This window comes from Psychrobacillus sp. FSL K6-4046 (assembly GCF_038624605.1).
Taxonomy (GTDB): Bacteria; Bacillota; Bacilli; order Bacillales_A; family Planococcaceae; genus Psychrobacillus.
Map to the genome: position 1 here is coordinate 1,044,305 of NZ_CP152020.1, position 19,394 is coordinate 1,063,698.

21 protein-coding genes and 1 tRNA gene are annotated in these 19,394 nt (G+C 40.3%); 16 read left to right on the top strand and 6 right to left on the bottom strand.

Annotation, left to right across the window (positions count from 1 at the left end):
- Positions 1-109 precede the first annotated feature (109 nt).
- From MKY09_RS05040 to MKY09_RS05060, 5 genes are read left to right on the top strand one after another with little or no spacing between them, the layout of a single operon-like run.
- A complete protein-coding gene (locus MKY09_RS05040) occupies positions 110-580 on the top strand; it encodes an 8-oxo-dGTP diphosphatase (RefSeq protein ID WP_169359710.1) in 471 nt (156 codons plus the stop codon).
- Positions 581-1,468: an RNase adapter RapZ gene (rapZ, locus tag MKY09_RS05045; protein ID WP_169359766.1), complete on the top strand. Its 888-nt coding sequence runs from the start codon at positions 581-583 to the stop codon at positions 1,466-1,468. It abuts the gene before it with no gap.
- Between the two features lie 4 nt (positions 1,469-1,472).
- Positions 1,473-2,450 (top strand): YvcK family protein, encoded by a 978-nt coding sequence (locus MKY09_RS05050; protein WP_342567747.1) that lies wholly within the window; start codon positions 1,473-1,475, stop codon positions 2,448-2,450.
- A 31-nt stretch (positions 2,451-2,481) separates the two neighbouring features.
- On the top strand, positions 2,482-3,423 hold the full coding sequence (gene whiA / locus MKY09_RS05055; protein ID WP_342567748.1) for a DNA-binding protein WhiA: 942 nt from the start codon (positions 2,482-2,484) through the stop codon (positions 3,421-3,423).
- A gap of 19 nt (positions 3,424-3,442) precedes the next feature.
- Positions 3,443-3,700: an HPr family phosphocarrier protein gene (locus MKY09_RS05060; protein WP_298469050.1), complete on the top strand. Its 258-nt coding sequence runs from the start codon at positions 3,443-3,445 to the stop codon at positions 3,698-3,700.
- A gap of 62 nt (positions 3,701-3,762) precedes the next feature.
- Here the strand turns inward: MKY09_RS05060 and MKY09_RS05065 are convergent, their stop codons facing one another.
- On the bottom strand, positions 3,763-4,020 hold the full coding sequence (locus tag MKY09_RS05065) for a ribosomal protein L7/L12 (protein WP_169359706.1): 258 nt from the start codon (positions 4,018-4,020) through the stop codon (positions 3,763-3,765).
- Between the two features lie 72 nt (positions 4,021-4,092).
- Positions 4,093-4,695: an ATP-dependent Clp endopeptidase proteolytic subunit ClpP gene (gene clpP, locus MKY09_RS05070; protein ID WP_169359705.1), complete on the bottom strand. Its 603-nt coding sequence runs from the start codon at positions 4,693-4,695 to the stop codon at positions 4,093-4,095.
- Positions 4,696-4,867: 172 nt separating this feature from the next.
- On the opposite strand from clpP, the gene MKY09_RS05075 reads away from it, so the two are divergent.
- A tRNA-Arg gene (locus MKY09_RS05075) sits at positions 4,868-4,939 on the top strand.
- 74 nt (positions 4,940-5,013) lie between these two features.
- Here MKY09_RS05075 and MKY09_RS05080 read toward each other — a convergent pair.
- Positions 5,014-5,955, bottom strand: coding sequence for a catalase family peroxidase (locus tag MKY09_RS05080; RefSeq protein ID WP_342567749.1), 942 nt, complete (start codon positions 5,953-5,955; stop codon positions 5,014-5,016).
- A gap of 166 nt (positions 5,956-6,121) precedes the next feature.
- Between MKY09_RS05080 and MKY09_RS05085 the strand changes: the two genes are divergently transcribed.
- Positions 6,122-6,775, top strand: a complete 654-nt coding sequence (locus MKY09_RS05085; protein ID WP_342567750.1) for a TPM domain-containing protein — start codon at positions 6,122-6,124, stop codon at positions 6,773-6,775.
- Positions 6,776-6,796: 21 nt separating this feature from the next.
- Entirely contained in the window at positions 6,797-7,243 is a 447-nt protein-coding gene (locus MKY09_RS05090) for a GNAT family N-acetyltransferase (RefSeq protein ID WP_342567751.1), read from the top strand.
- Positions 7,244-7,617: 374 nt separating this feature from the next.
- Here the strand turns inward: MKY09_RS05090 and MKY09_RS05095 are convergent, their stop codons facing one another.
- A complete protein-coding gene (locus MKY09_RS05095) occupies positions 7,618-8,016 on the bottom strand; it encodes a multidrug DMT transporter permease (RefSeq protein ID WP_342567752.1) in 399 nt (132 codons plus the stop codon).
- 476 nt (positions 8,017-8,492) lie between these two features.
- Between MKY09_RS05095 and MKY09_RS05100 the strand changes: the two genes are divergently transcribed.
- Positions 8,493-9,278: a cupin domain-containing protein gene (locus MKY09_RS05100; RefSeq protein ID WP_342568216.1), complete on the top strand. Its 786-nt coding sequence runs from the start codon at positions 8,493-8,495 to the stop codon at positions 9,276-9,278.
- Positions 9,279-9,823: 545 nt separating this feature from the next.
- Here the strand turns inward: MKY09_RS05100 and MKY09_RS05105 are convergent.
- Positions 9,824-10,954, bottom strand: coding sequence for a hypothetical protein (locus MKY09_RS05105; RefSeq protein WP_169359700.1), 1,131 nt, complete (start codon positions 10,952-10,954; stop codon positions 9,824-9,826).
- Positions 10,932-11,453 carry an RNA polymerase sigma factor gene (locus MKY09_RS05110; RefSeq protein WP_169359699.1) on the bottom strand — a complete coding sequence of 174 codons (522 nt, stop codon included), beginning with the start codon at positions 11,451-11,453 and terminating at the stop codon, positions 10,932-10,934. Before MKY09_RS05110 ends, MKY09_RS05105 begins: the two co-directional genes overlap by 23 nt.
- A gap of 452 nt (positions 11,454-11,905) precedes the next feature.
- Here MKY09_RS05110 and MKY09_RS05115 point away from each other — a divergent pair, with 452 nt between their 5' ends.
- The 7 genes from MKY09_RS05115 to eno all read left to right on the top strand — a co-directional run bounded on the left by MKY09_RS05115 (position 11,906) and on the right by eno (position 19,276).
- Entirely contained in the window at positions 11,906-12,139 is a 234-nt protein-coding gene (locus MKY09_RS05115) for a glutaredoxin family protein (RefSeq protein WP_298469029.1), read from the top strand.
- Between the two features lie 136 nt (positions 12,140-12,275).
- Positions 12,276-13,313 (top strand): sugar-binding domain-containing protein, encoded by a 1,038-nt coding sequence (locus tag MKY09_RS05120; RefSeq protein ID WP_298469026.1) that lies wholly within the window; start codon positions 12,276-12,278, stop codon positions 13,311-13,313.
- A gap of 13 nt (positions 13,314-13,326) precedes the next feature.
- Complete coding sequence (gap, locus tag MKY09_RS05125) at positions 13,327-14,334, top strand: type I glyceraldehyde-3-phosphate dehydrogenase (protein WP_342567753.1); 1,008 nt, start codon at positions 13,327-13,329, stop codon at positions 14,332-14,334.
- Positions 14,335-14,483: 149 nt separating this feature from the next.
- Entirely contained in the window at positions 14,484-15,668 is a 1,185-nt protein-coding gene (locus tag MKY09_RS05130; RefSeq protein WP_342567754.1) for a phosphoglycerate kinase, read from the top strand.
- A 17-nt stretch (positions 15,669-15,685) separates the two neighbouring features.
- Complete coding sequence (tpiA, locus tag MKY09_RS05135) at positions 15,686-16,447, top strand: triose-phosphate isomerase (protein ID WP_342567755.1); 762 nt, start codon at positions 15,686-15,688, stop codon at positions 16,445-16,447.
- Complete coding sequence (gene gpmI / locus MKY09_RS05140) at positions 16,440-17,978, top strand: 2,3-bisphosphoglycerate-independent phosphoglycerate mutase (protein WP_342567756.1); 1,539 nt, start codon at positions 16,440-16,442, stop codon at positions 17,976-17,978. Before tpiA ends, gpmI begins: the two co-directional genes overlap by 8 nt.
- A 2-nt stretch (positions 17,979-17,980) precedes the next feature.
- Positions 17,981-19,276: a phosphopyruvate hydratase gene (eno, locus tag MKY09_RS05145; RefSeq protein ID WP_342567757.1), complete on the top strand. Its 1,296-nt coding sequence runs from the start codon at positions 17,981-17,983 to the stop codon at positions 19,274-19,276.
- The last annotated feature ends 118 nt before the right edge of the window (positions 19,277-19,394 follow it).

The window sequence follows — 19,394 nt, forward strand, 5'->3', positions numbered from 1 at the left end:
TATGCAAGATTTGAACAGGCTGTTTTGCGATTTAAATCGTGAAGCAGCCTCTTTTTGTGCAAATTCATGTATAATATAAGGTAACTACAGACAGATGGAGTGACCATACGTGCAAAGAATCGCTAATTTACTTATTTGTAAAGACGACAAAGTTTTGTTATTAAAGAAACCACGTAGAAACTGGTATGTTGCACCAGGCGGAAAAATGGAAGAAGGAGAATCTATTCTTATTTCTGCTGTTCGTGAGTTTACGGAAGAGACAAACACTGTACCGATCAATCCACATTTAAAGGGAATCTATACAATGCTCATTGAAGAGGATGGGAAACGTCTAGATGAATGGATGTTATTTACCTTTATCGGCACAGATATAGAAGGAACTCCATATAAAGAAACTAAAGAAGGTGTGCTCGAATGGCACCCGGTTGAAGATTTAGCACATCTACCGATGGCAGAGGGAGATCGAACAAATCTATTGTTTGCTGTAAAGGAAAAGGGTATGCAATACGGTACTTTTGTATATACTCCAGATTTCGCATTAATCAGTGAAACTATTCAACATTCATGGGAGGATAAATAGATAGTGGAAACTCAGCAGAAGCCAGAAACAGAAGTAGTCATCATTACTGGAATGTCAGGAGCAGGAAAAACAGTAGCTATCCAAAGCTTTGAAGACCTAGGCTATTATTGCATAGACAATCTTCCTCCTGAGCTCCTAAGCACTTTTATCAAGCTAATGATTGAGTCAAATCAGCAACCGCGAAATATAGCAGCGGTAATGGATTTGCGTGGAGGGAAAATGTTTCATTCACTCGTTGACTCCGTTAACCAGCTTCAAGAAGCAACCTCGGTAACTCCAAAGGTGTTGTTTTTGGATGCACAGGATGAGGTTCTTGTCCGAAGATATAAGGAAACTAGACGCTCCCATCCGTTAGCAAATGCAGGATTGCCATTAGAAGGTATAAAAAAGGAAAGAGAGCTTCTTTCTGACTTAAAAGGCAGAGCACAATTTATTTATAATACATCCAAGATGAAGCCACGCGAGCTTCGAGAAAAAATTCAAGAGGAATTTTCGACAAATGGAAGCCAGGTCTTTACAGTGAACGTTATGTCCTTTGGATTTAAGCACGGAATTCCTATTGATGCAGATTTGGTTTTTGACGTTCGTTTTCTTCCAAATCCGTATTATATCGAGGAGCTTCGCTTAAAATCAGGACTAAATGAAGAGGTTTCTAGCTACGTTTTAAAATGGGCAGATACGAAGACGCTTATCGAAAAACTAAAAGACTTGTTTGCCTTTATGATTCCGCAATACAAGCGAGAAGGCAAGACGCAGCTTGTTATTGCCTTTGGCTGTACGGGCGGTCAGCACCGTTCTGTAACACTAGCAGAATATTTCGGTAAGGTTTTTAAGGAAGACGATGAAACAGTAATAACTCATAGAGATGTTACTATCAGGAAGGAATGACTTAATGGGTCGTACAAAACACCGTAAAAAAATAGTCATCATTGGTGGTGGTACTGGCTTATCTACCTTGCTTCGAGGACTTAAAAAACTTCCATTAGATATTACTGCCATTGTTACAGTTGCAGATGACGGAGGGAGCTCCGGTAGATTAAGAGATGATTATGATATTCCACCACCTGGTGATATCCGTAACGTCTTAGCAGCCTTATCAGAGGTAGAGCCGCTCGTAGAAGAAATGTTTCAGTTTCGCTTTACTAATTCCAGCGAACTCGAGGGACATTCCTTAGGCAATCTAATGATTACTGCTTTAACCTCGATTACAGGAGATTTCGCACATGCAATCACGGAAATGAGCCGTGTTTTAAATATTCATGGAAAAGTGCTTCCTGCTGCCAATCAGCTAGTCACACTCCATGCACAATTTGAGGATAAAACTATTGTTACAGGGGAATCTAAAATACCGGACTATGGGAAAAAGATAGAAAAGGTATTTATTACTCCTGACGATGTAAAGCCACTGCCAGAGGCAATTAACCTAATCCGCCAAGCGGATATTATAGCAATTGGACCAGGTAGCCTTTATACTAGTATTTTGCCTAATCTCTTAGTCGAAGATATTCGTAAGGCAGTCATCCGTTCGAAGGCTAAAAAAGTGTACATTTGCAATCTGATGACACAAGCTGGAGAAACGAATAACTATACGGCGTATGATCATGTAGAAGCATTGATCGACCATGTAGGCGAGAACTTTATAGATTCTTTGTTGATAAGTAATGAGGAAATTCCTGAAAATGTTCAGTATTTATATAAGCAGGAGAAGGCTTCTCCCGTTAAAATTGATATAGAGAAATTAGAAACACTAGACATAGAAATCGTTAAGAAGGACATTTCCATCGTATATAATGGCGCTGTCCGTCATGATGCGATAAAAGTAGCGAAATGGCTTTACGAATATGCAGGCCAAAAAGGATTCAAACAATAGAGAGGCTCTGCAAGAAAGGGGGAAACGTTATATGTCGTTTGCTTCTGAAACAAAAAAAGAGATGACACAGGAGGAGGCTGAGCCTTGCTGTTCGAAGGCAGAGCTTTCAGCGCTCATCCGTATGAATGGTTCTCTTTCTTTTAGCAACAAAATGCTTAGCTTGGATGTTCAAACCGAAAATGCGGCGATTGCCCGAAGGCTGTACACGTTGATCAAATCGTTGTATAAGCTGAATGTGGAAGTACTTGTTCGTAAAAAGATGCGTCTTAAAAAGAATAATGTCTATATTTGCCGAGTAAGAGAAGGCTCCAAGAGGCTACTAGAGGATTTAATGATTTTGAAGGAAGGCTTTGAATTTGAGTATTCGATTTCACAGGAGCTTGTCAAAAAGAACTGCTGTAAAAGAGCTTACCTACGTGGAGCTTTCTTAGCAGGAGGCTCTGTCAATAATCCAGAAACTTCCTCTTATCACTTAGAAATTTACTCCTTATATAAAACACATAGCGACGCATTAGTCGATTTAATGAACTTTTATGAATTAAATGCAAAAACCATTGAACGTAAAAAAGGTTTTGTGGCATATTTAAAGGAAGCAGAAAAAATTTCTGACTTTTTAAGCATCGCTGGAGCACATCGTGCCCTCTTAAAATTTGAGGATGTGCGAATCATCCGAGACATGCGGAACAGTGTTAATCGCTTGGTCAACTGTGAAACGGCCAATTTGAACAAAACCATCAGTGCAGCTATCCGACAAGTGGATAACATCCGTTTTATCGATAATGCAATCGGGCTGGATCAATTGCCTGAGAAGCTTCGAGAAATTGCCCGTCTTCGTGTCGAGTATCAGGATGTAACCCTAAAGGAGCTAGGCGACATGGTATCCACTGGAACTGTAAGTAAATCAGGTGTTAACCATCGCTTGCGTAAGCTGGATGAAATAGCAGATGCTTTAAGAAGAGGCGAATCAATTTAAAGAAATGGGGCTAAGGATTATGGCGGAACAACAGGTCGAAGTAAAATTACAATCAGGACTACAAGCGAGACAAGCAGCTTTATTTGTACAAGCAGCGAATCGTTTTATAGCAGATGTGTTTCTTGAAAAAGATGACAAAAAGGTAAACGCTAAAAGTATCATGGGAATCATGAGCCTTGCGATTAGCAAGGGCGCTACTGTTACTTTGAGTGCTGAAGGCTCTGATGAAGAGGAAGCTGTGGAATCATTAGTTAAGTTCATTTCTAATGCTGAATAAATAAAGAGAGCTGTTATCTAGTCCGCTTGGATTAGATAACAGCTTTTTTTTGTAGAATGACATTAAATATGGTTAAGCACCTTATCTACATATTTCTTTGCTGGTACTAGTCCTAAGCCTGTTTCATTCCGAACAAGCTTGACCATTTCAACCTGGCTGCTGTCATTATTATTCATCTCTACGATTTGTTTTTCTAAGGCTTTGTCTCCTTTAAACGGAAGGGCCTGTTGTGATTCTAATTTTTTTATTTTGCTTTGTAGACTTACGATGTAAATGACTAAGGACAATATGATTAACAGAGAACTTATTGTATATAGCAAATGGAACACAACCTTTCATCTTTTTATAAAAAAATCCAAGGCAGAGAATGACCGCCTTGGATTTATATTATATTATTTTACATCTTTTTTCATGTCGCTGCGTGAGATGATATGGTCGATTAGACCGTATTCTAATGCACGCTCTGCTGGCATGAAGTTATCGCGATCTGTGTCTTTTGAAACGACTTCAATCGGTTGACCAGTACGTTCAGCCATAATTTGGTTTAGCTTGTCGCGTAGGTATAAGATACGTTTTGCTGCAATCTCGATTTCCGTTGCTTGCCCTTGAGCTCCACCAAGTGGTTGGTGAATCATAACCTCAGCATTTGGAAGTGCATAGCGTTTGCCTTTTGTTCCAGCTGTAAGTAAGAAAGCACCCATTGATGCTGCCATACCGATACAAATAGTTTGTACGTCTGGTTTAATGAATTGCATTGTATCGTAGATAGCCATACCTGCTGTAATACTTCCGCCTGGGCTATTGATATAGATAGAGATATCTTTTTCTGGATCCTCTGCTTCTAGGAATAAAAGCTGGGCAACGATCGAGTTTGATACGTTGTCATCAATCGCGCTACCAAGCATGATGATGCGGTCTTTTAATAATCTAGAATAAATGTCATACGCACGCTCGCCGCGATTTGTTTGTTCAATAACTGTAGGGATTAAATTCATCCTGGATTGCCTCCTTCAAGGTAATTGTTAGTGTTTTTTTAGTGTGTACTGAGAAATTCTGCCTCAGTTGTAACTTTATCATACATGGAATGGTCAAGGAAGGTCAAATATTAAGCTTTGAAATGTTTACTTGAATTATTCCTATACCATTTGTATAATAGAAAGGTCGCTTGCCCCTGTAGTTTAATGGATATGACGTAAGATTCCGGTTCTTGAGATGGGGGTTCGATTCCCTCCAGGGGCGTCCATAACAGTTAGAAACACTCGAATTCGTTCGAGTGTTTTTTTATGCTCATTTACTATGTGTTTGGGGCTTTCTTATTCATTCTTACTTCTCCTCTCATATGATTCAGCATATGCTCCACTTCGAAAGTGTAGTATGGGATCGTCTGTTAGCTCGATTCCCTTTGGAACAATCGTTGGGTCGAAAACAATGTCTTCCTTAGGATGTATTTTATTTCTAATTTCCAAACGACCTATATTCACTTTTCTTCTATCTTCTGGCCACATATCCGTCGCATCGTTTGGGTTATCCCCTTCCTCTGCTAAGCGGATGAACAGATCAAACTGGACTGGCCCCCGTTTTAATCGGTCGTCTAGCTCCTCCGTCAAATAGTTGGCTGAAATCGATTTGCTTGTTAGAGTAGAATCTTTTGTTTCATCAACTGGGACCCATTCGTATTTGATTGCTTGGCGTTCGCCGTCTTTATTAACGAAATAGAAGGCGTGGATAGGATAGTAGTGAAGCTCAGCGTAGCTCGTTGGTGGCTGCTTTGCCTGCTCCTTAATGATTTGAATGACCTCTTTGCTATGTGGATATTTTTTAGAAACTAGCTCCACCATATTAATGGCCCGGTCAATCGTTTTAATCCCAGTTTTTTTATCCGTAAATATTTCGATCATATCGATAAACTCTCTAGGACTGCTTGTGACGAACATCGGTACAGTAGAGCTCACTAAATTGGTGAAGCTTCCATCGGGTAGCTGAAATTGAACGGCGAGCCCTTTGGCAGGAACAAGATAATCGACGGAGGCAGGGTTAGGGGGGCTATTGGAAAAACGAGCAGTAGCAGGAATTGCTTCTCTATGAAGATGGGGTGCAACCGTATAGGGTACAGCATTCCCATTCGGAAGAAATGTTGCCTCATACATATCCCCCTTAGCGTGTGCGCGCCTCGCTCCAGGGAATTTTCCTTGAATCTTCTCCAGTGCATCAATGGCTTCTTTTGGTGTTAAATCCTCGTTATGTACTTGGTCCATTTGTTTACCTCCTTTATTTACTGTCTAATCTATATCATTACCACTCTTTTCCTATATTAAACTCGTAAAAGGGACTTCTAATAGTCATAATTCATGTATAATATAATTAACTTATCAGAATAAAATAAAAATGATGAGACTGCAGGCTGAAAGGGGAATGGCACTGTTGAAAAAAACAATACATCTGCTAGTTATAACCTTCCTTATTTTGTTGTTCTCTCCTTTAAGTACAGGGGCTGCTGGGGATATATCAAAGGATACCTATTTAGTAGATGAAGAGAACTTTTTAACAGAAGAAACGAAGCAGGAAGTAAAAATACTGGGAGATAAATTAAAAAAAGGAACGACTGCTCAGCTAGTTGTGATGATTATCGAGCATGTAGGAGACCAGTCGGCAAGTGAGTTTAACATGGACGTCATTCGAGAAAACCAAATAGGAAGTGTACGAAATAAGAATGGCTTACTATTTTTAATCGAGACGGATCCGGTTAACGGAGGAGGTCCGGCAGTAGAGATTACAGTGGACCGTGACTTGGAAAAAGCACTTTCAGATGCCAAAATAGATCAGATAATCGATCGGTATACAATGCCTTATTTAAACCAGGGTCTAATCGATGAGGCTGTAATCTCCACCTATCAGGCATTGTCCAATGAGGTTTCCAAGCATTACGGTATTACGGAGGGGCTAACGAAGCCACAGCCCTATACGAGTAACAGCCTACAGGACAGTATCTCTATCCCAACCATAATCATTATCCTTTTAGTCATCTTCCTCCTATCTAGAATGGTAAATGGTAAAAGAAAAAAGCAGAGAGATTAATAAAAGAAACGGGGAAGCAGAATGAAACTAGTAGAAATAAATAAGGATAACTGGCTGAAAACAGTCCTTCTAACAACTAACGAGGATGGCAAAGGAACCGTAGTAGAGAAATTTGTTGCCTCCAACGCATTATCCATCACCCAATCAGTCTATGAAACTGGATGGACTATAAAAGGTGTCGAAGCAGAGGACAAGCTCATTGGCTTTGCCATGTACGGGTTTGATGAAGAAACTGCAAACTACTGGATCTGCCGCTTTATGATCGATCATAAAAGCCAAGGAAAAGGCTATGGCAGAAAAGCAGTAGAGCTAGTGCTGGATGAAATGAAGCAATTGGACGGCTGCAATTCCATCTATTTATCAACGGAGCCGGAAAACGAAATAGCCATCAAGCTCTATGAAAGCCTCGGCTTCCAGAAAACGGGCAACATTAACGAAGGCGAAGCAGAGTTTGTGTTAAAGGTTTAGAGAAATTAAGGTGGGAGAAATAGATTAACTGGCTCTGTACACGGGGAGAGCACGTAAAAAAGCAAAGCAAATGGGGATACAATTCTTCTAATTGCACTGCTAATAATTTTGTTAATTGGAGGAAGAAAATTGTTTTGAAATCACTGGAACAATGATATTAAATTCATAACCCTTCTCAATTTTAAAAAATTTGACCCATAAATATCGAGTAATCTTCCACTTAGATTCTCATAATGGAATAAACAATAAAAATTCCTTCTTTTATAAAGTAGGAATTTTTATTGTTTTAATATATTTTGTATTGCTTAAAAGACTAGTTCCGCATGGTGAACTTAAAAAGTGAGACGCCCTATATAAATTCCCGTTTATATATGTTAGGCAGACATTTTTGATTGATTTCTTAATGGATTCGAGCGCATCACCAATGTGAACCAGATGGCAAACCCAAGGTAAACTAATGTCAAAATAACAAATATGAAATGAAAATCCTCTGCCAGATGCCGTATTAGGGCAAAAAAGACAACGAGGCAATGTATCAGATTTCCCAATACGACAGGTCTGTTATAGATGCCGCCGATTAGGGAAGAACGTGTAAACCAGTTCAGCATTGCAAAACCTAAATATAGTCCTCCAATGATTTGCAGAAGAATCAGAGTAATGGGCGAGGGTTCAATTTCTAATATATTTGAAATTTCTTCGGGAACAAAGGTTCCTGCCAACCCCAACAAGCCCATCACTACGGCACTACTACTCAAAAGCCATTTTGTTTTCATTTTGTTTCCCCTTTTCATCTAAGCTTGTGTTTCACAGCAACCAGAAAATTTTAATAAGGAATGTATGAGTTTCAAAATGCAATAAAGCTATCGTTAAACGATAAATTATTATATTCAACGGCATCCCGTTTTTAACCTTTATGGAAGAGCTAGCTTCAATAAATTTTTGACGTTTTCTAATCAAGAGCATTTCATCAGCAAGAATGACTTTCTTTTCTCATGTTTGTGATCATTCTGGTTTATTACTCGTTGATTACGTTCTCGTGTCTTCTTCTCATCAAACGAATCCGTTAGAACACGCTGCTCTTTTGGGGGTAGTGGTAGGGGGAGTAAGAAACGTTGATTGTAGGAAAACGTGGAGTAATTGTCGTCGTTTTTAATCTCAAATTGTTCTCTTATGACAACATTTAGTATACCCTGCTGCCACCACACATAAGATGGATTATTAATAAAATGAAGTGAAGGGATTGATAAAAATGTATTATGCACCTTATATGTATCAATATCCTTATTATGCAAATTCTCCACAGTATATCTACGGAAACACTCATGGTTATTGGGCAGTTCCGAATGAGGTGGCATTTGGTTCACACCATTCTTATTATGAGAACGTGTTAAAAGACTATGGAGCAAACCCTTTTGTTATTAATATTAATGAAGCAACCAAAGTAAATCAGACGTTTCGTACTGCACTATGGACAGGAAGTCGTTTGCAAGTCACTTTAATGAGCCTTAATGTAGGGGAAGATATTGGTTTGGAAATACACCCTGAGGTGGATCAATTTCTACGTATTGAACAAGGTCAAGGAATAGTTCAAATGGGTAACAGTAAAGATAATCTAAATTTGCAATGGAGTGTATTCGATGACACAGCAATTGTAATACCCGCTGGAACGTGGCATAATCTTACAAATACCGGAAATGTTCCTTTGAAACTATATTCCATCTATGCCCCGCCAAACCACCCATTTGGTACAGTTCATAAAACTAAAGCGGATGCAATGGAGATGGAACATGGAAATGGAAATACAAAATATTATGGGAAGACTCCAGATGAGTGGGTTAAGCACACAGAATTTCTGGTTAAAGAAGGCATGGAAGACGTTGAAAGAGGAATTAATATGACACATATCCTTCAAGAGTTTATTTTAATGGGAGTTCTTGTTGGAAAGGGATATTCTCCTGAAAAAGCATATGAAACAGTAGAAGAATGGGAACGTACAGGAGAATCACAAATTCTCCAGCAAAGCAAAAAAATGTAGAGCCTAAGAGGCAATCAAATAAAAAACAAATGAAGAAAACGAATCGTTTTTTTCATTTTTTTTTGTGAAGATAAAGGCTATTATCTTTCGTTATGAGGTATTGTAGTAAACTACGCTGTGATTGTCGTAAAAATTCATCAGAGAGAGTCCATGGGATTGGATTGTAGTAATCTTCGAGGGTATTGTCGTAAACTAGGCAGTGATTGTAGTAATCCATGGAGTGATTGTCGTAAATTAAAACGCTAGGAATCTCAGGTAGACTAGCCAGCTGGTGAAGGTAGGCGGCAAAAGGGTTGGGGTCTATGAGTGAACGGTTTGAATTAAGTTTTAAAAACAAGGAAGTAAGAATGTGGTGTTATTTAGCTATACCAACATTTATTATAATAATCCTTATGGTTAATTATAGTGATACAAACTATCAGTTTGTTGTTCTTTTAGCATTTTGGGTGATTTTTTATACTTGGCGTTATTTTTATCGGAAGAAAAACAAAGATAAAACGAGCTAGTCATAACCAGCTCGTTTCAATCAGGAATCATTTTCTCTGCTAGTCTACTTCTTTAAATGTTTGAAGCATCTGAATAACCTTCTTGTAGACATCTCGATGAGAGCCTATCGTGATATCGCCAGTAATCCCCATGTCCAAGCCAGGAGCGTACACTAGCTTGCCATCATCGTATAGAGTCACCGTGTATAATGTCTTTTCTTGATTTGCTTCGTTTGTTAAATAGATTTGATAGCTGTTCCTTTGAGACAACAATTCAGCTCTCCAGCTGCTTTCCTCCTCGGTAACCTCTTGAATAGGTAAATCGTTAATGGATTCCATTATTTCATTTATTTGAACTGTGTCAGTTGTACAGCCGTTTATTTGATTGGAGCCAGTTCTTCCATTGAAGCAAATGGAATCGAACGAAACGTCGATAACTGGCTTCCTGTTATTAAAATAGGCATCAAAATTTGGGATGATATCATATAGATGTTTGCCATCTGTAGCTAACATTAAGTTATATCTCCCTATTTTTCCAGGCTCTGTTTTAGAAAAGATATATTCTTCTTTTAACGTGTGAAAGATTTTCTGGTCTTTATCGTTTGTCAAGGAAACCTCCACGGTAGCTCGATAAATAGTTGGATGATCCTTATCCTGTGTTATCTGGACCTTCTCTAATTGCATGTCTAAATTGCTGTCTATTAATTGGGAATTATATTTGAACACCATTACAGTGCTAATAGCCTGTTCCATCATATCTTTTGTGAAATAATCACCAAAGCTTTTGTAAAAATAATTAGTATAATCTGTACTTTCCTTCGATTGTAGCAGCTTATTGTACTCATCCTGGTTCTTTGTAGGGGTTTTACTTTGCAGTTCAAACCATGCCCTTAGTAACCTTTCAAGTTCCATATCCGGCCCATTATATTCTTTTTCAATGACGGCCATAATCACTTCCTCATTCGTAAGAGGTTGTGCTGTTTGCTCAGTTTCTGCTGGAATCATATTTGTGAACAGGAAAAAGGAGGCGATGGCAATTGCTGCTAATGCAAGGATGGCGGGAAATATTCTACTTTTTTTCTTTTCCATTCGTTCCTTTATCGCTAGCCATGTATTTCGTCTTGCTTCATTAGAACGTTCAACATGCTTCATTTCCTCAAAAAGCTCATCAAATTCCTTTGACGGTTCCATTTACATAACCCCCTTTTTGATGAAATTCCTTTTTTAGCGCCTCGAGTGCACGCATCATTTTCATCTTGACCTTTGCCTCGGTCCATCCGAGAATGTAGGCAGTTTCCTGGATGGAGCATTCCTGGATTTTTCGCAGGATGATTACCTCTTGATAATCCTTCTTTAGCAGGCGCAAGGAATCATACATCCGTGTCAGCTTTTCTTTTTGTTCGACGTGACTTTCTGGGGAAAGCCCCTTTGTTTCTATATCATGATTCTTTTCAAATGAAAAAAATTGAACCACTCGTTTTCTTCTGAAATAATCATAGGTAACATTGCGAGCAATTTTTAGGATCCACGTAGCAGTCGATGCTTGCTTATCAAACGTTTTAAATCCTTTAAATGCTTTGTAAAAGGTTTCCTGTGTAAGGTCCTCAGCACTTTCTTTATGACGGACAAGTAAGTAAATATAGCTGTAAACCCGGTCGCTGTGATCTCTATATAGCTGTTCCATTTCCATCTCCTGACCCCCTTAGTGCAATAGACGAACGAATAAATGAAAAGTATCGCTTTTATTAAATAGAATGTGAATTATCCAATAAAGTCCTAGTGGAATAGCCCTTCACCAATCAAACACGAACATTTTCTTTCTATTGATTGAAGCGGCAGGCGACGACACCAGTGGGATGAGTGAGACAGATAAGACATCACAACCACGCGCGTAAGCGATGGGTGATGGCTTATCGCTCACCCCACGGAAAGCGTTCGCCTAGAGCGGAAATCAACTCTACATTCTCATAAAACATCATTTACACTTCATTATTCTCTTTAATTAGTTCGTATTTTAAAAATGAAATACATCCTCTTCTATTTTACCTTTTAAGGAATATTTTGTATGCAAAACATTCGGCACGCTTTTAATAGGTTAAAAGTTTATAATAAGAGAAGCTAAACGATGGGGGGACACAGAAAATGATTGTCCATTTCTATACAAGACCAGGTTGTCATTTATGTGAGGACGGAAGAATGATGCTGAAGCTGGTGCAGGAGGACGTGCCATTTCAAATAGTGGAGCATAATATAGAAGAAGATGATCAGCTGCACGAAAAATTTATGCTCATGATTCCGGTTGTGGAATATCATGGAGAAATCATACAGTACGGGAATCTCGACTATGTGACACTGCTGGAAGCATTAGAAAAATAATGCTTCCAAACACATATATTGCTATTTGGAATATATTAAAGTATTATGATTATAGAAATTAAATTTTTTTTAAGTAGATGGGACATTTTTAATACATGTGGGACAAATATGTCACCACTAGCGTGGGATGTGACAAATGGATTCTTTTCTAAGTGCACAGCTAAAGCTAATGCCAGAGATGAGTGAGCTGCTTCAGAAGAGGTATCGTATTCTCCAAACTATCCAGCTGACCAGAGGTATTGGCCGTCGGGTTCTTGGAGAACAGCTAGACTTAACGGAGCGTGAAACTCGTAAGGAATTGGACGCTCTAAGGACTAAAGGCTTAATAGAAGTTTCTCGTGAGGGAGCGGCTATTACAGCAGAGGGCAATGAGGTTTTAATAGATTTAAAAGAAGTAGTCCGTATGTGGTCTGGTCGATCACAAATGGAGCTAATGTTAAAGAAATATTTAAATATAAAAGATGTGATTATTGTTCCGGGAAATGTAGATACTGATACTAACACATCTATGCTTTTATCCCAGGAGGCAGCAAAGTATTTAGAGAGTATTTTACTGGATGAATACATCGTTGCAGTTACTGGTGGATCAACGATTGCATCCATCTCCCATGCCATGACCGAATCGTCCAGATGGAAGGATTTGTTGTTTATTGCGGCAAGAGGAGGGGTAGGGAAGGATGTCAGGCTACAAGCAAATACCATTGCGTCTTTGTTTGCTAGCAAGATGAATGGAACCTACCGGACGTTATATATACCGGATCGCTTAAGCGAAGAGGCATATATGACGATGAAGAAGGAGCCTTTTATCCAAGAAATGATGGACCTTTATGAAAGGACAAACATCATTATTCATGGAATAGGCGATGCATTAGAGATGGCCAAGAGAAGAAATTCGAGTGACGAGGAGATTGAGCTTCTAACAAGTAGAGGTGCAGTCAGTGAATCGTTTGGCTATTATTTCAACAATCACGGTGAAGCTGTTCACCATATTCGCACAATCGGTGTTCAATTAAATCAGCTTCAGCATATAGAGCATCTGCTTGCAGTCGCAGGCGGGGCAAAAAAAGCCAACGCGCTTATTTCTTATTTCAAGCAGGCTCCATTGCAAACTGTTCTCGTAACAGATGAAGGTGCGGCCAATGAAATGATGAAAGTGATCCCAAAAAACATTTAGGAGGAATTTTATAATGACAGTAAAATTAGCTATTAACGGATTTGGACGTATCGGACGTAAAGTTTTCAGAGAAGCATTAGAGCAAAAGGATTTAGAAGTAGTAGCAATCAATGACTTAACAGATGCAGCGATGCTTGCTCATTTATTAAAATATGATTCTGTACACGGCATCTCAAATGCTGACATCACTTCAGAGGGTGAATACCTAGTGGTTAACGGGAAAAACATTCAAGTATTCGCAGAAAAGGATCCTTCTGTACTGCCTTGGAAAGACCTTGGAGTAGACATCGTAATCGAATCTACTGGCGTATTCAGCACAGTTGAAAAAGCTGGTAAGCATATCGAAGCAGGAGCTAAAAAAGTTATTCTTTCTGCTCCAGCAAAAGACAATATGCCAACATTCGTAATGGGTGTAAATGAAGATAGATACAACCCAGAAACAGATCACGTAGTATCAAACGCTTCTTGTACAACAAACTGCTTGTCACCAGTGGCAAAAGTATTACAAGATAACTTCGGTATCAAACGCGGAATGATGACAACAATTCACTCATTCACAAATGACCAACGTATCTTAGACTTGCCACATAGCGACTACCGTCGTGCTCGTGCAGCATCTGAATCTATGATTCCTACAACAACTGGAGCAGCAGCTGCAGTGGCGAAGGTTCTTCCTGAGCTAAAAGGTAAATTAGATGGTATGGCTGTTCGTGTACCAACACCAAACGTATCTCTAGTTGACTTTGTAGCAGAGCTAGACAAAGAAGTAACAGTAGAAGAGTTAAACGGCGTGCTTCGTAAAGCTGCTGAAAATGAACTAAAAGGAATTCTTGAATATAACGAGCTTCCATTAGTATCAATCGACTATAACGGCAACACTGCTTCTTCTACAGTAGATGGTCAATCTACAATGGTATTAGAAGATAACCTTGTTAAAGTATTAGCTTGGTATGACAACGAATCAGGATACTCTGCACGTTGTATCGACCTTGCATTATTAATGGCAAAAAAAGGGTTATAATTTCTCGCTAGATACCGAGAAACATTAGTGTTTGGATAGCGTTTAAGTATAATAACCTCTATAATAAAAGAGGGTAAAGGAGCAAAGGTTACCCCTTTTGCTCCTTCTTTTTTTAGTAGGCAATTCAATTACATAAGGAGGCTTATTTCATGAAGGAAAAACAAACAATGAGCGCTGTAACGTTAAAGGGGAAACGCGTCTTTTGTCGTGTAGACTTCAATGTACCAGTAGAAGACGGTGTCATTACAGATGATACTCGTATTCGTGCAGCACTACCTACGATCCAATATTTAATCGAGCAAGGAGCGAAAGTGATTCTTGCAAGCCATATGGGTCGCCCAAAAGGGGAAGTAAAGGAAGAGCTACGTTTGACAAAGGTTGGCGAGCATTTAGCTAAGCTATTGAATAAGCCTGTAACTAAATTAGATGAATCAATTGGAGAACAAGTAGAACAAGCGATCTCAGCAATGAATGAGGGAGATATTGTTTTATTAGAAAATGTACGCTTCCACGCTGGAGAAGAGAAAAATGATCCAGAGCTAGCAAAAGCTTTTGCTTCGTTAGCAGATGTGTATGTCAATGACGCATTCGGTGCAGCTCACCGTGCGCATGCCACAACAGAAGGTATTGCGAAGCTTTTACCTGCAGTATCTGGATTCTTGATGCAAAAGGAATTAGATGTGCTAGGAAAGGCTTTATCCACACCTGAACGACCTTTCACGGCGATCATTGGTGGAGCGAAAGTAAAGGATAAAATCGGTGTCATCGATCATTTATTGGACAAGGTAGACAATATCCTAATCGGTGGTGGATTGTCTTACACGTTCACGAAGGCGCAAGGCCATGAAATTGGAACCTCTCTTTTAGAGGAAGACAAAATCGACCTAGCGAAGTCCTTCCTTGAAAAGGCGAAGGAAAAAGGTGTGAACTTCTATTTGCCGATCGATGTAGTCGTTGCGGATGAGTTTTCAAAGGATGCCAACACGAAGGTCGTGCCGGTAGACCAAATTCCTTCTGACTGGATGGGCTTGGACATCGGACCTGAAACAGTTAAGCTGTACGATCAAGTTATTAAAGACAGCAAGCTGATCATTTGGAACGGACCAATGGGTGTGTTTGAAATGGATGCTTTTGCAAACGGAACGAAGGGTGTTGCGACTGCAATGGCAGAAACTGCTGGCTATACGATCATTGGCGGAGGAGACTCAGCCGCTGCAGTAGAAAAATTTGATGTAGCAGATAAAATGGACCATATCTCAACTGGTGGAGGAGCTTCCTTAGAGTTTATGGAAGGTAAGGACTTACCAGGCGTATCGGCACTAAACGATAAGTAATTGGAGGAGATTTTATTATGCGTAAACAAGTAATCGCAGGAAACTGGAAAATGTACAAAACACTTTCAGATGCAAAGCAATTTGCTAACGAATTAAAAGAAAAACAGATTGACACGACGAATGTAGAAGCCGTAATCTGCGCTCCGTCTTTATTCCTAGAGTCATTAGTGAACGAGACGAAGGGGTCCTTCATTTCCATCGGTGCACAAAACATGCATGAGGAAAAAGAAGGTGCGTTCACTGGTGAGGTGAGCGGCCACCAATTACAAGATATCGGCGTAAGCTATGTCGTGATTGGGCACTCGGAAAGACGTCAATATTTCAACGAAACCGATGAATCCGTCAATAAAAAAGCGAAGGCAGCCTTCGAATATAATTTGACGCCAATCATTTGTGTTGGAGAGTCATTGGAGCAGCGTGAGAGCAACGAAACAGAAAGCATTGTTTCCGCTCAAACAACAGCAGCTCTTGAAGGCTTAACAGAGGAGCAAGTGAAAAACACGATCATCGCCTACGAGCCGATCTGGGCTATCGGAACTGGTAAGACAGCCACGGCTGACGATGCAAACGATGTATGTCGTGCAATTCGTGAGACTATTTTAGATGGCTTTGGAGAAGAAGTATCAAGCGCAGTGCGTATCCAATATGGCGGCAGCGTGAAGCCTGAAAATATCGTGGAGCTGCTTTCTAAGGAAGATATCGATGGTGCACTAGTTGGTGGGGCAAGCCTACAGGTAGATTCGTTTGTGAAATTACTGGAGGCTGGTGCAAATGCCTAAAAGTCCAGTTGCACTCATTATTCTAGACGGCTTCGGACTAAGACCCGAAACGTATGGTAATGCCGTGTTTCATGCAAAAAAACCAAACTTCGATCGCTACTGGAACCAGTTTCCGAATGCAACCTTGATCGCTTCAGGTGAGGCAGTTGGTCTACCCGATGGACAAATGGGTAACTCAGAGGTTGGTCACTTAAATATCGGTGCCGGTAGAATCGTCTATCAAAATCTGACTCGTATTCATAAATCGATTCGAGACGGGGAATTTTTCCAAGAGCAAAAGCTGTTAGCGGCAATTGAGCATGTAAAGCAAACAGGTGGTAAGCTGCATTTAATGGGCTTACTATCAGATGGCGGTGTTCATAGTCATTATTCTCATCTATTTGCTTTGTTGAAGCTTGCTAAGGCGCAAGGTCTAGACGATGTACTTGTACATGGCTTTTTAGATGGCCGTGACGTTGGACCACGTACTTCTGTCGCTTATGTTGCGGAAACAGAGAAGCAAATGAAGGAAATCGGAATCGGTAAGTTTGCATCTATTAGTGGACGCTACTACGCAATGGATCGTGACCGTCGCTGGGAGCGTGTCATCCTTGCTTATCAGGCAATGGTTGATGGAGTCGGTAAAACGGCGGAAAGCGCGACGCAAGGGATTCTTAAATCGTACGAGGAAGATATTGCGGATGAATTTGTCCTGCCATTTGTCATCGAGGAAAATGGACAGCCGGCTACGACAATTGATACGAATGATGCGGTCATCTTCTTTAATTTCCGACCAGACCGTGCAATCCAATTATCGATGGCACTTAACACACCTTCATTCGATAGCTTCCCATTAAGCGAGAAGCATCCGAAAAATCTTAAATTAGTGACATTCACACATTACAGTGATGACGTGGTCGCGGATGTAGTATTTGAAACAGTCGATTTATCGAACACGATCGGTGAGGTACTGGCAGCTTGTGATAAAACACAGCTACGTATTGCCGAAACGGAAAAATATCCACATGTCACCTTCTTTATGAGCGGTGGCCGTGAGGAGACATTCCCTGGAGAACAGCGAGTTCTTATTAATTCTCCTAAAGTGGCAACCTATGATTTGAAGCCTGAAATGAGTGCTTACGAGCTAACCGATGCTTTATTAGGTGAAATTGCATTAGATAAATTCGACGCAATCATCTTAAACTTTGCTAACCCAGATATGGTCGGCCATAGCGGTATGCTAGAGCCAACTATAAAAGCAATCGAGGCAGTGGATACTTGCCTTGGCAAAGTGGTAGATGCTATTTTAGCAAAAGGTGGCCAGGCCATCATTACAGCAGACCATGGGAACTCAGATGAGGTAACGACCCTCGAGGGGAATCCGATGACTGCTCACACAACCAACCCTGTTCCAGTGATTGTGACCGAAAAAGGAGCAACACTTCGAACAGATGGAATTTTAGCCGATTTGGCTCCAACCATGTTACACTTATTAGGTATAGAAGCACCGCCTGAAATGACAGGTAAAACATTAATCGAAACGGAGAGTTGAAAATGCCAATTATTACACAAATTCAAGCTCGTGAGGTATTAGATTCACGCGGGAACCCAACAGTTGAAGTAGAAGTATTCACAGAAAGCGGAGCATATGGCCGCGCAATCGTACCATCTGGTGCATCTACTGGTGAATACGAAGCGGTAGAACTTCGCGATGGCGACAAATCAAGATACCTTGGAAAAGGTGTATTAAAAGCGGTAGAAAACGTGAACAACGTAATCGCGGCAGAATTAGAAGAAAATTTCTCAGTGTTAGACCAAGTTGAAATCGACCATGCCATGATCGAGCTAGACGGTACAGAAAACAAAGGTAACCTAGGAGCTAACGCTATTCTAGGAGTTTCTATCGCAGTAGCACACGCTGCAGCAGACTATTTAGATGTACCTTTATATCAATACCTAGGCGGGTTTAACGCAAAGCAACTTCCAGTTCCGATGATGAATATCGTAAACGGCGGCGAGCATGCTGACAACAACGTAGACATCCAAGAATTCATGATCATGCCAGTAGGAGCAGAATCATTCCGTCACGCATTACGCATGGGCGCTGAAATCTTCCATAGCTTAAAATCAGTATTAAAAGATGCTGGCTTAAACACAGCTGTTGGAGATGAAGGCGGATTCGCACCAAACTTAAAATCAAACGAAGAAGCTCTTTCTACTATCATGACTGCCATCGAAAAAGCTGGCTACAAACCAGGTGAAGAAGTCCTTCTTGCAATGGACGTTGCAGCTTCTGAGTTATTCAACAAAGAAGACGGCAAATACCACCTAACTGGAGAAGGCGTAGTGAAAACTTCAGAAGAAATGGTAGATTGGTACGAAGAGCTTAGCAATAAATACCCAATCATCTCAATCGAAGACGGATTAGACGAAAACGACTGGTCTGGCCACAAGCTTCTAACAGATAGAATCGGCAAAAAAGTGCAGCTAGTTGGAGACGATCTATTCGTAACAAACACGAAAAAACTAGCACAAGGTATCGAGCAAGGCGTAGGCAACTCCATCCTTGTGAAAGTAAACCAAATCGGTACACTTACAGAAACATTCGACGCAATCGAAATGGCAAAACGCGCTGGCTACACAGCAGTAATCTCCCACCGTTCAGGAGAGTCTGAAGATGTAACAATCGCAGACCTAGCAGTAGCAACAAACGCTGGCCAAATCAAAACAGGAGCACCATCCCGCTCCGACCGCGTAGCAAAATACAACCAACTTCTACGTATCGAGGACCAACTGTACAACACAGCTCAATACCTAGGAAAAGATACATTCTATAACTTGAAAAAATAATGATTAGTGAAAACTCCTTAACACATTTGTGTTGAGGAGTTTTTTTGTGGAAAAGAGAGTATGGAGCAGGAGAGTAGGAGGGAGAAAGTATTGCGAGGAATAGGGGAAGTGTTGCGCG

Coding starts and splice junctions, on each gene's coding strand:
- MKY09_RS05105 (WP_169359700.1), bottom strand. CDS start 10,954: ATGGAACCGTCAAAGGAATTTGATGAGCTTTTTGAGGAAATGAAGCAT.
- whiA (WP_342567748.1), top strand. CDS start 2,482: ATGTCGTTTGCTTCTGAAACAAAAAAAGAGATGACACAGGAGGAGGCT.
- gpmI (WP_342567756.1), top strand. CDS start 16,440: ATGCCTAAAAGTCCAGTTGCACTCATTATTCTAGACGGCTTCGGACTA.
- MKY09_RS05090 (WP_342567751.1), top strand. CDS start 6,797: ATGAAACTAGTAGAAATAAATAAGGATAACTGGCTGAAAACAGTCCTT.
- MKY09_RS05050 (WP_342567747.1), top strand. CDS start 1,473: ATGGGTCGTACAAAACACCGTAAAAAAATAGTCATCATTGGTGGTGGT.
- MKY09_RS05120 (WP_298469026.1), top strand. CDS start 12,276: ATGGATTCTTTTCTAAGTGCACAGCTAAAGCTAATGCCAGAGATGAGT.
- eno (WP_342567757.1), top strand. CDS start 17,981: ATGCCAATTATTACACAAATTCAAGCTCGTGAGGTATTAGATTCACGC.
- MKY09_RS05115 (WP_298469029.1), top strand. CDS start 11,906: ATGATTGTCCATTTCTATACAAGACCAGGTTGTCATTTATGTGAGGAC.
- MKY09_RS05130 (WP_342567754.1), top strand. CDS start 14,484: ATGAAGGAAAAACAAACAATGAGCGCTGTAACGTTAAAGGGGAAACGC.
- MKY09_RS05100 (WP_342568216.1), top strand. CDS start 8,493: ATGTATTATGCACCTTATATGTATCAATATCCTTATTATGCAAATTCT.
- gap (WP_342567753.1), top strand. CDS start 13,327: ATGACAGTAAAATTAGCTATTAACGGATTTGGACGTATCGGACGTAAA.
- MKY09_RS05110 (WP_169359699.1), bottom strand. CDS start 11,453: ATGGAAATGGAACAGCTATATAGAGATCACAGCGACCGGGTTTACAGC.
- MKY09_RS05095 (WP_342567752.1), bottom strand. CDS start 8,016: ATGAAAACAAAATGGCTTTTGAGTAGTAGTGCCGTAGTGATGGGCTTG.
- MKY09_RS05080 (WP_342567749.1), bottom strand. CDS start 5,955: ATGGACCAAGTACATAACGAGGATTTAACACCAAAAGAAGCCATTGAT.
- clpP (WP_169359705.1), bottom strand. CDS start 4,695: ATGAATTTAATCCCTACAGTTATTGAACAAACAAATCGCGGCGAGCGT.
- MKY09_RS05060 (WP_298469050.1), top strand. CDS start 3,443: ATGGCGGAACAACAGGTCGAAGTAAAATTACAATCAGGACTACAAGCG.
- tpiA (WP_342567755.1), top strand. CDS start 15,686: ATGCGTAAACAAGTAATCGCAGGAAACTGGAAAATGTACAAAACACTT.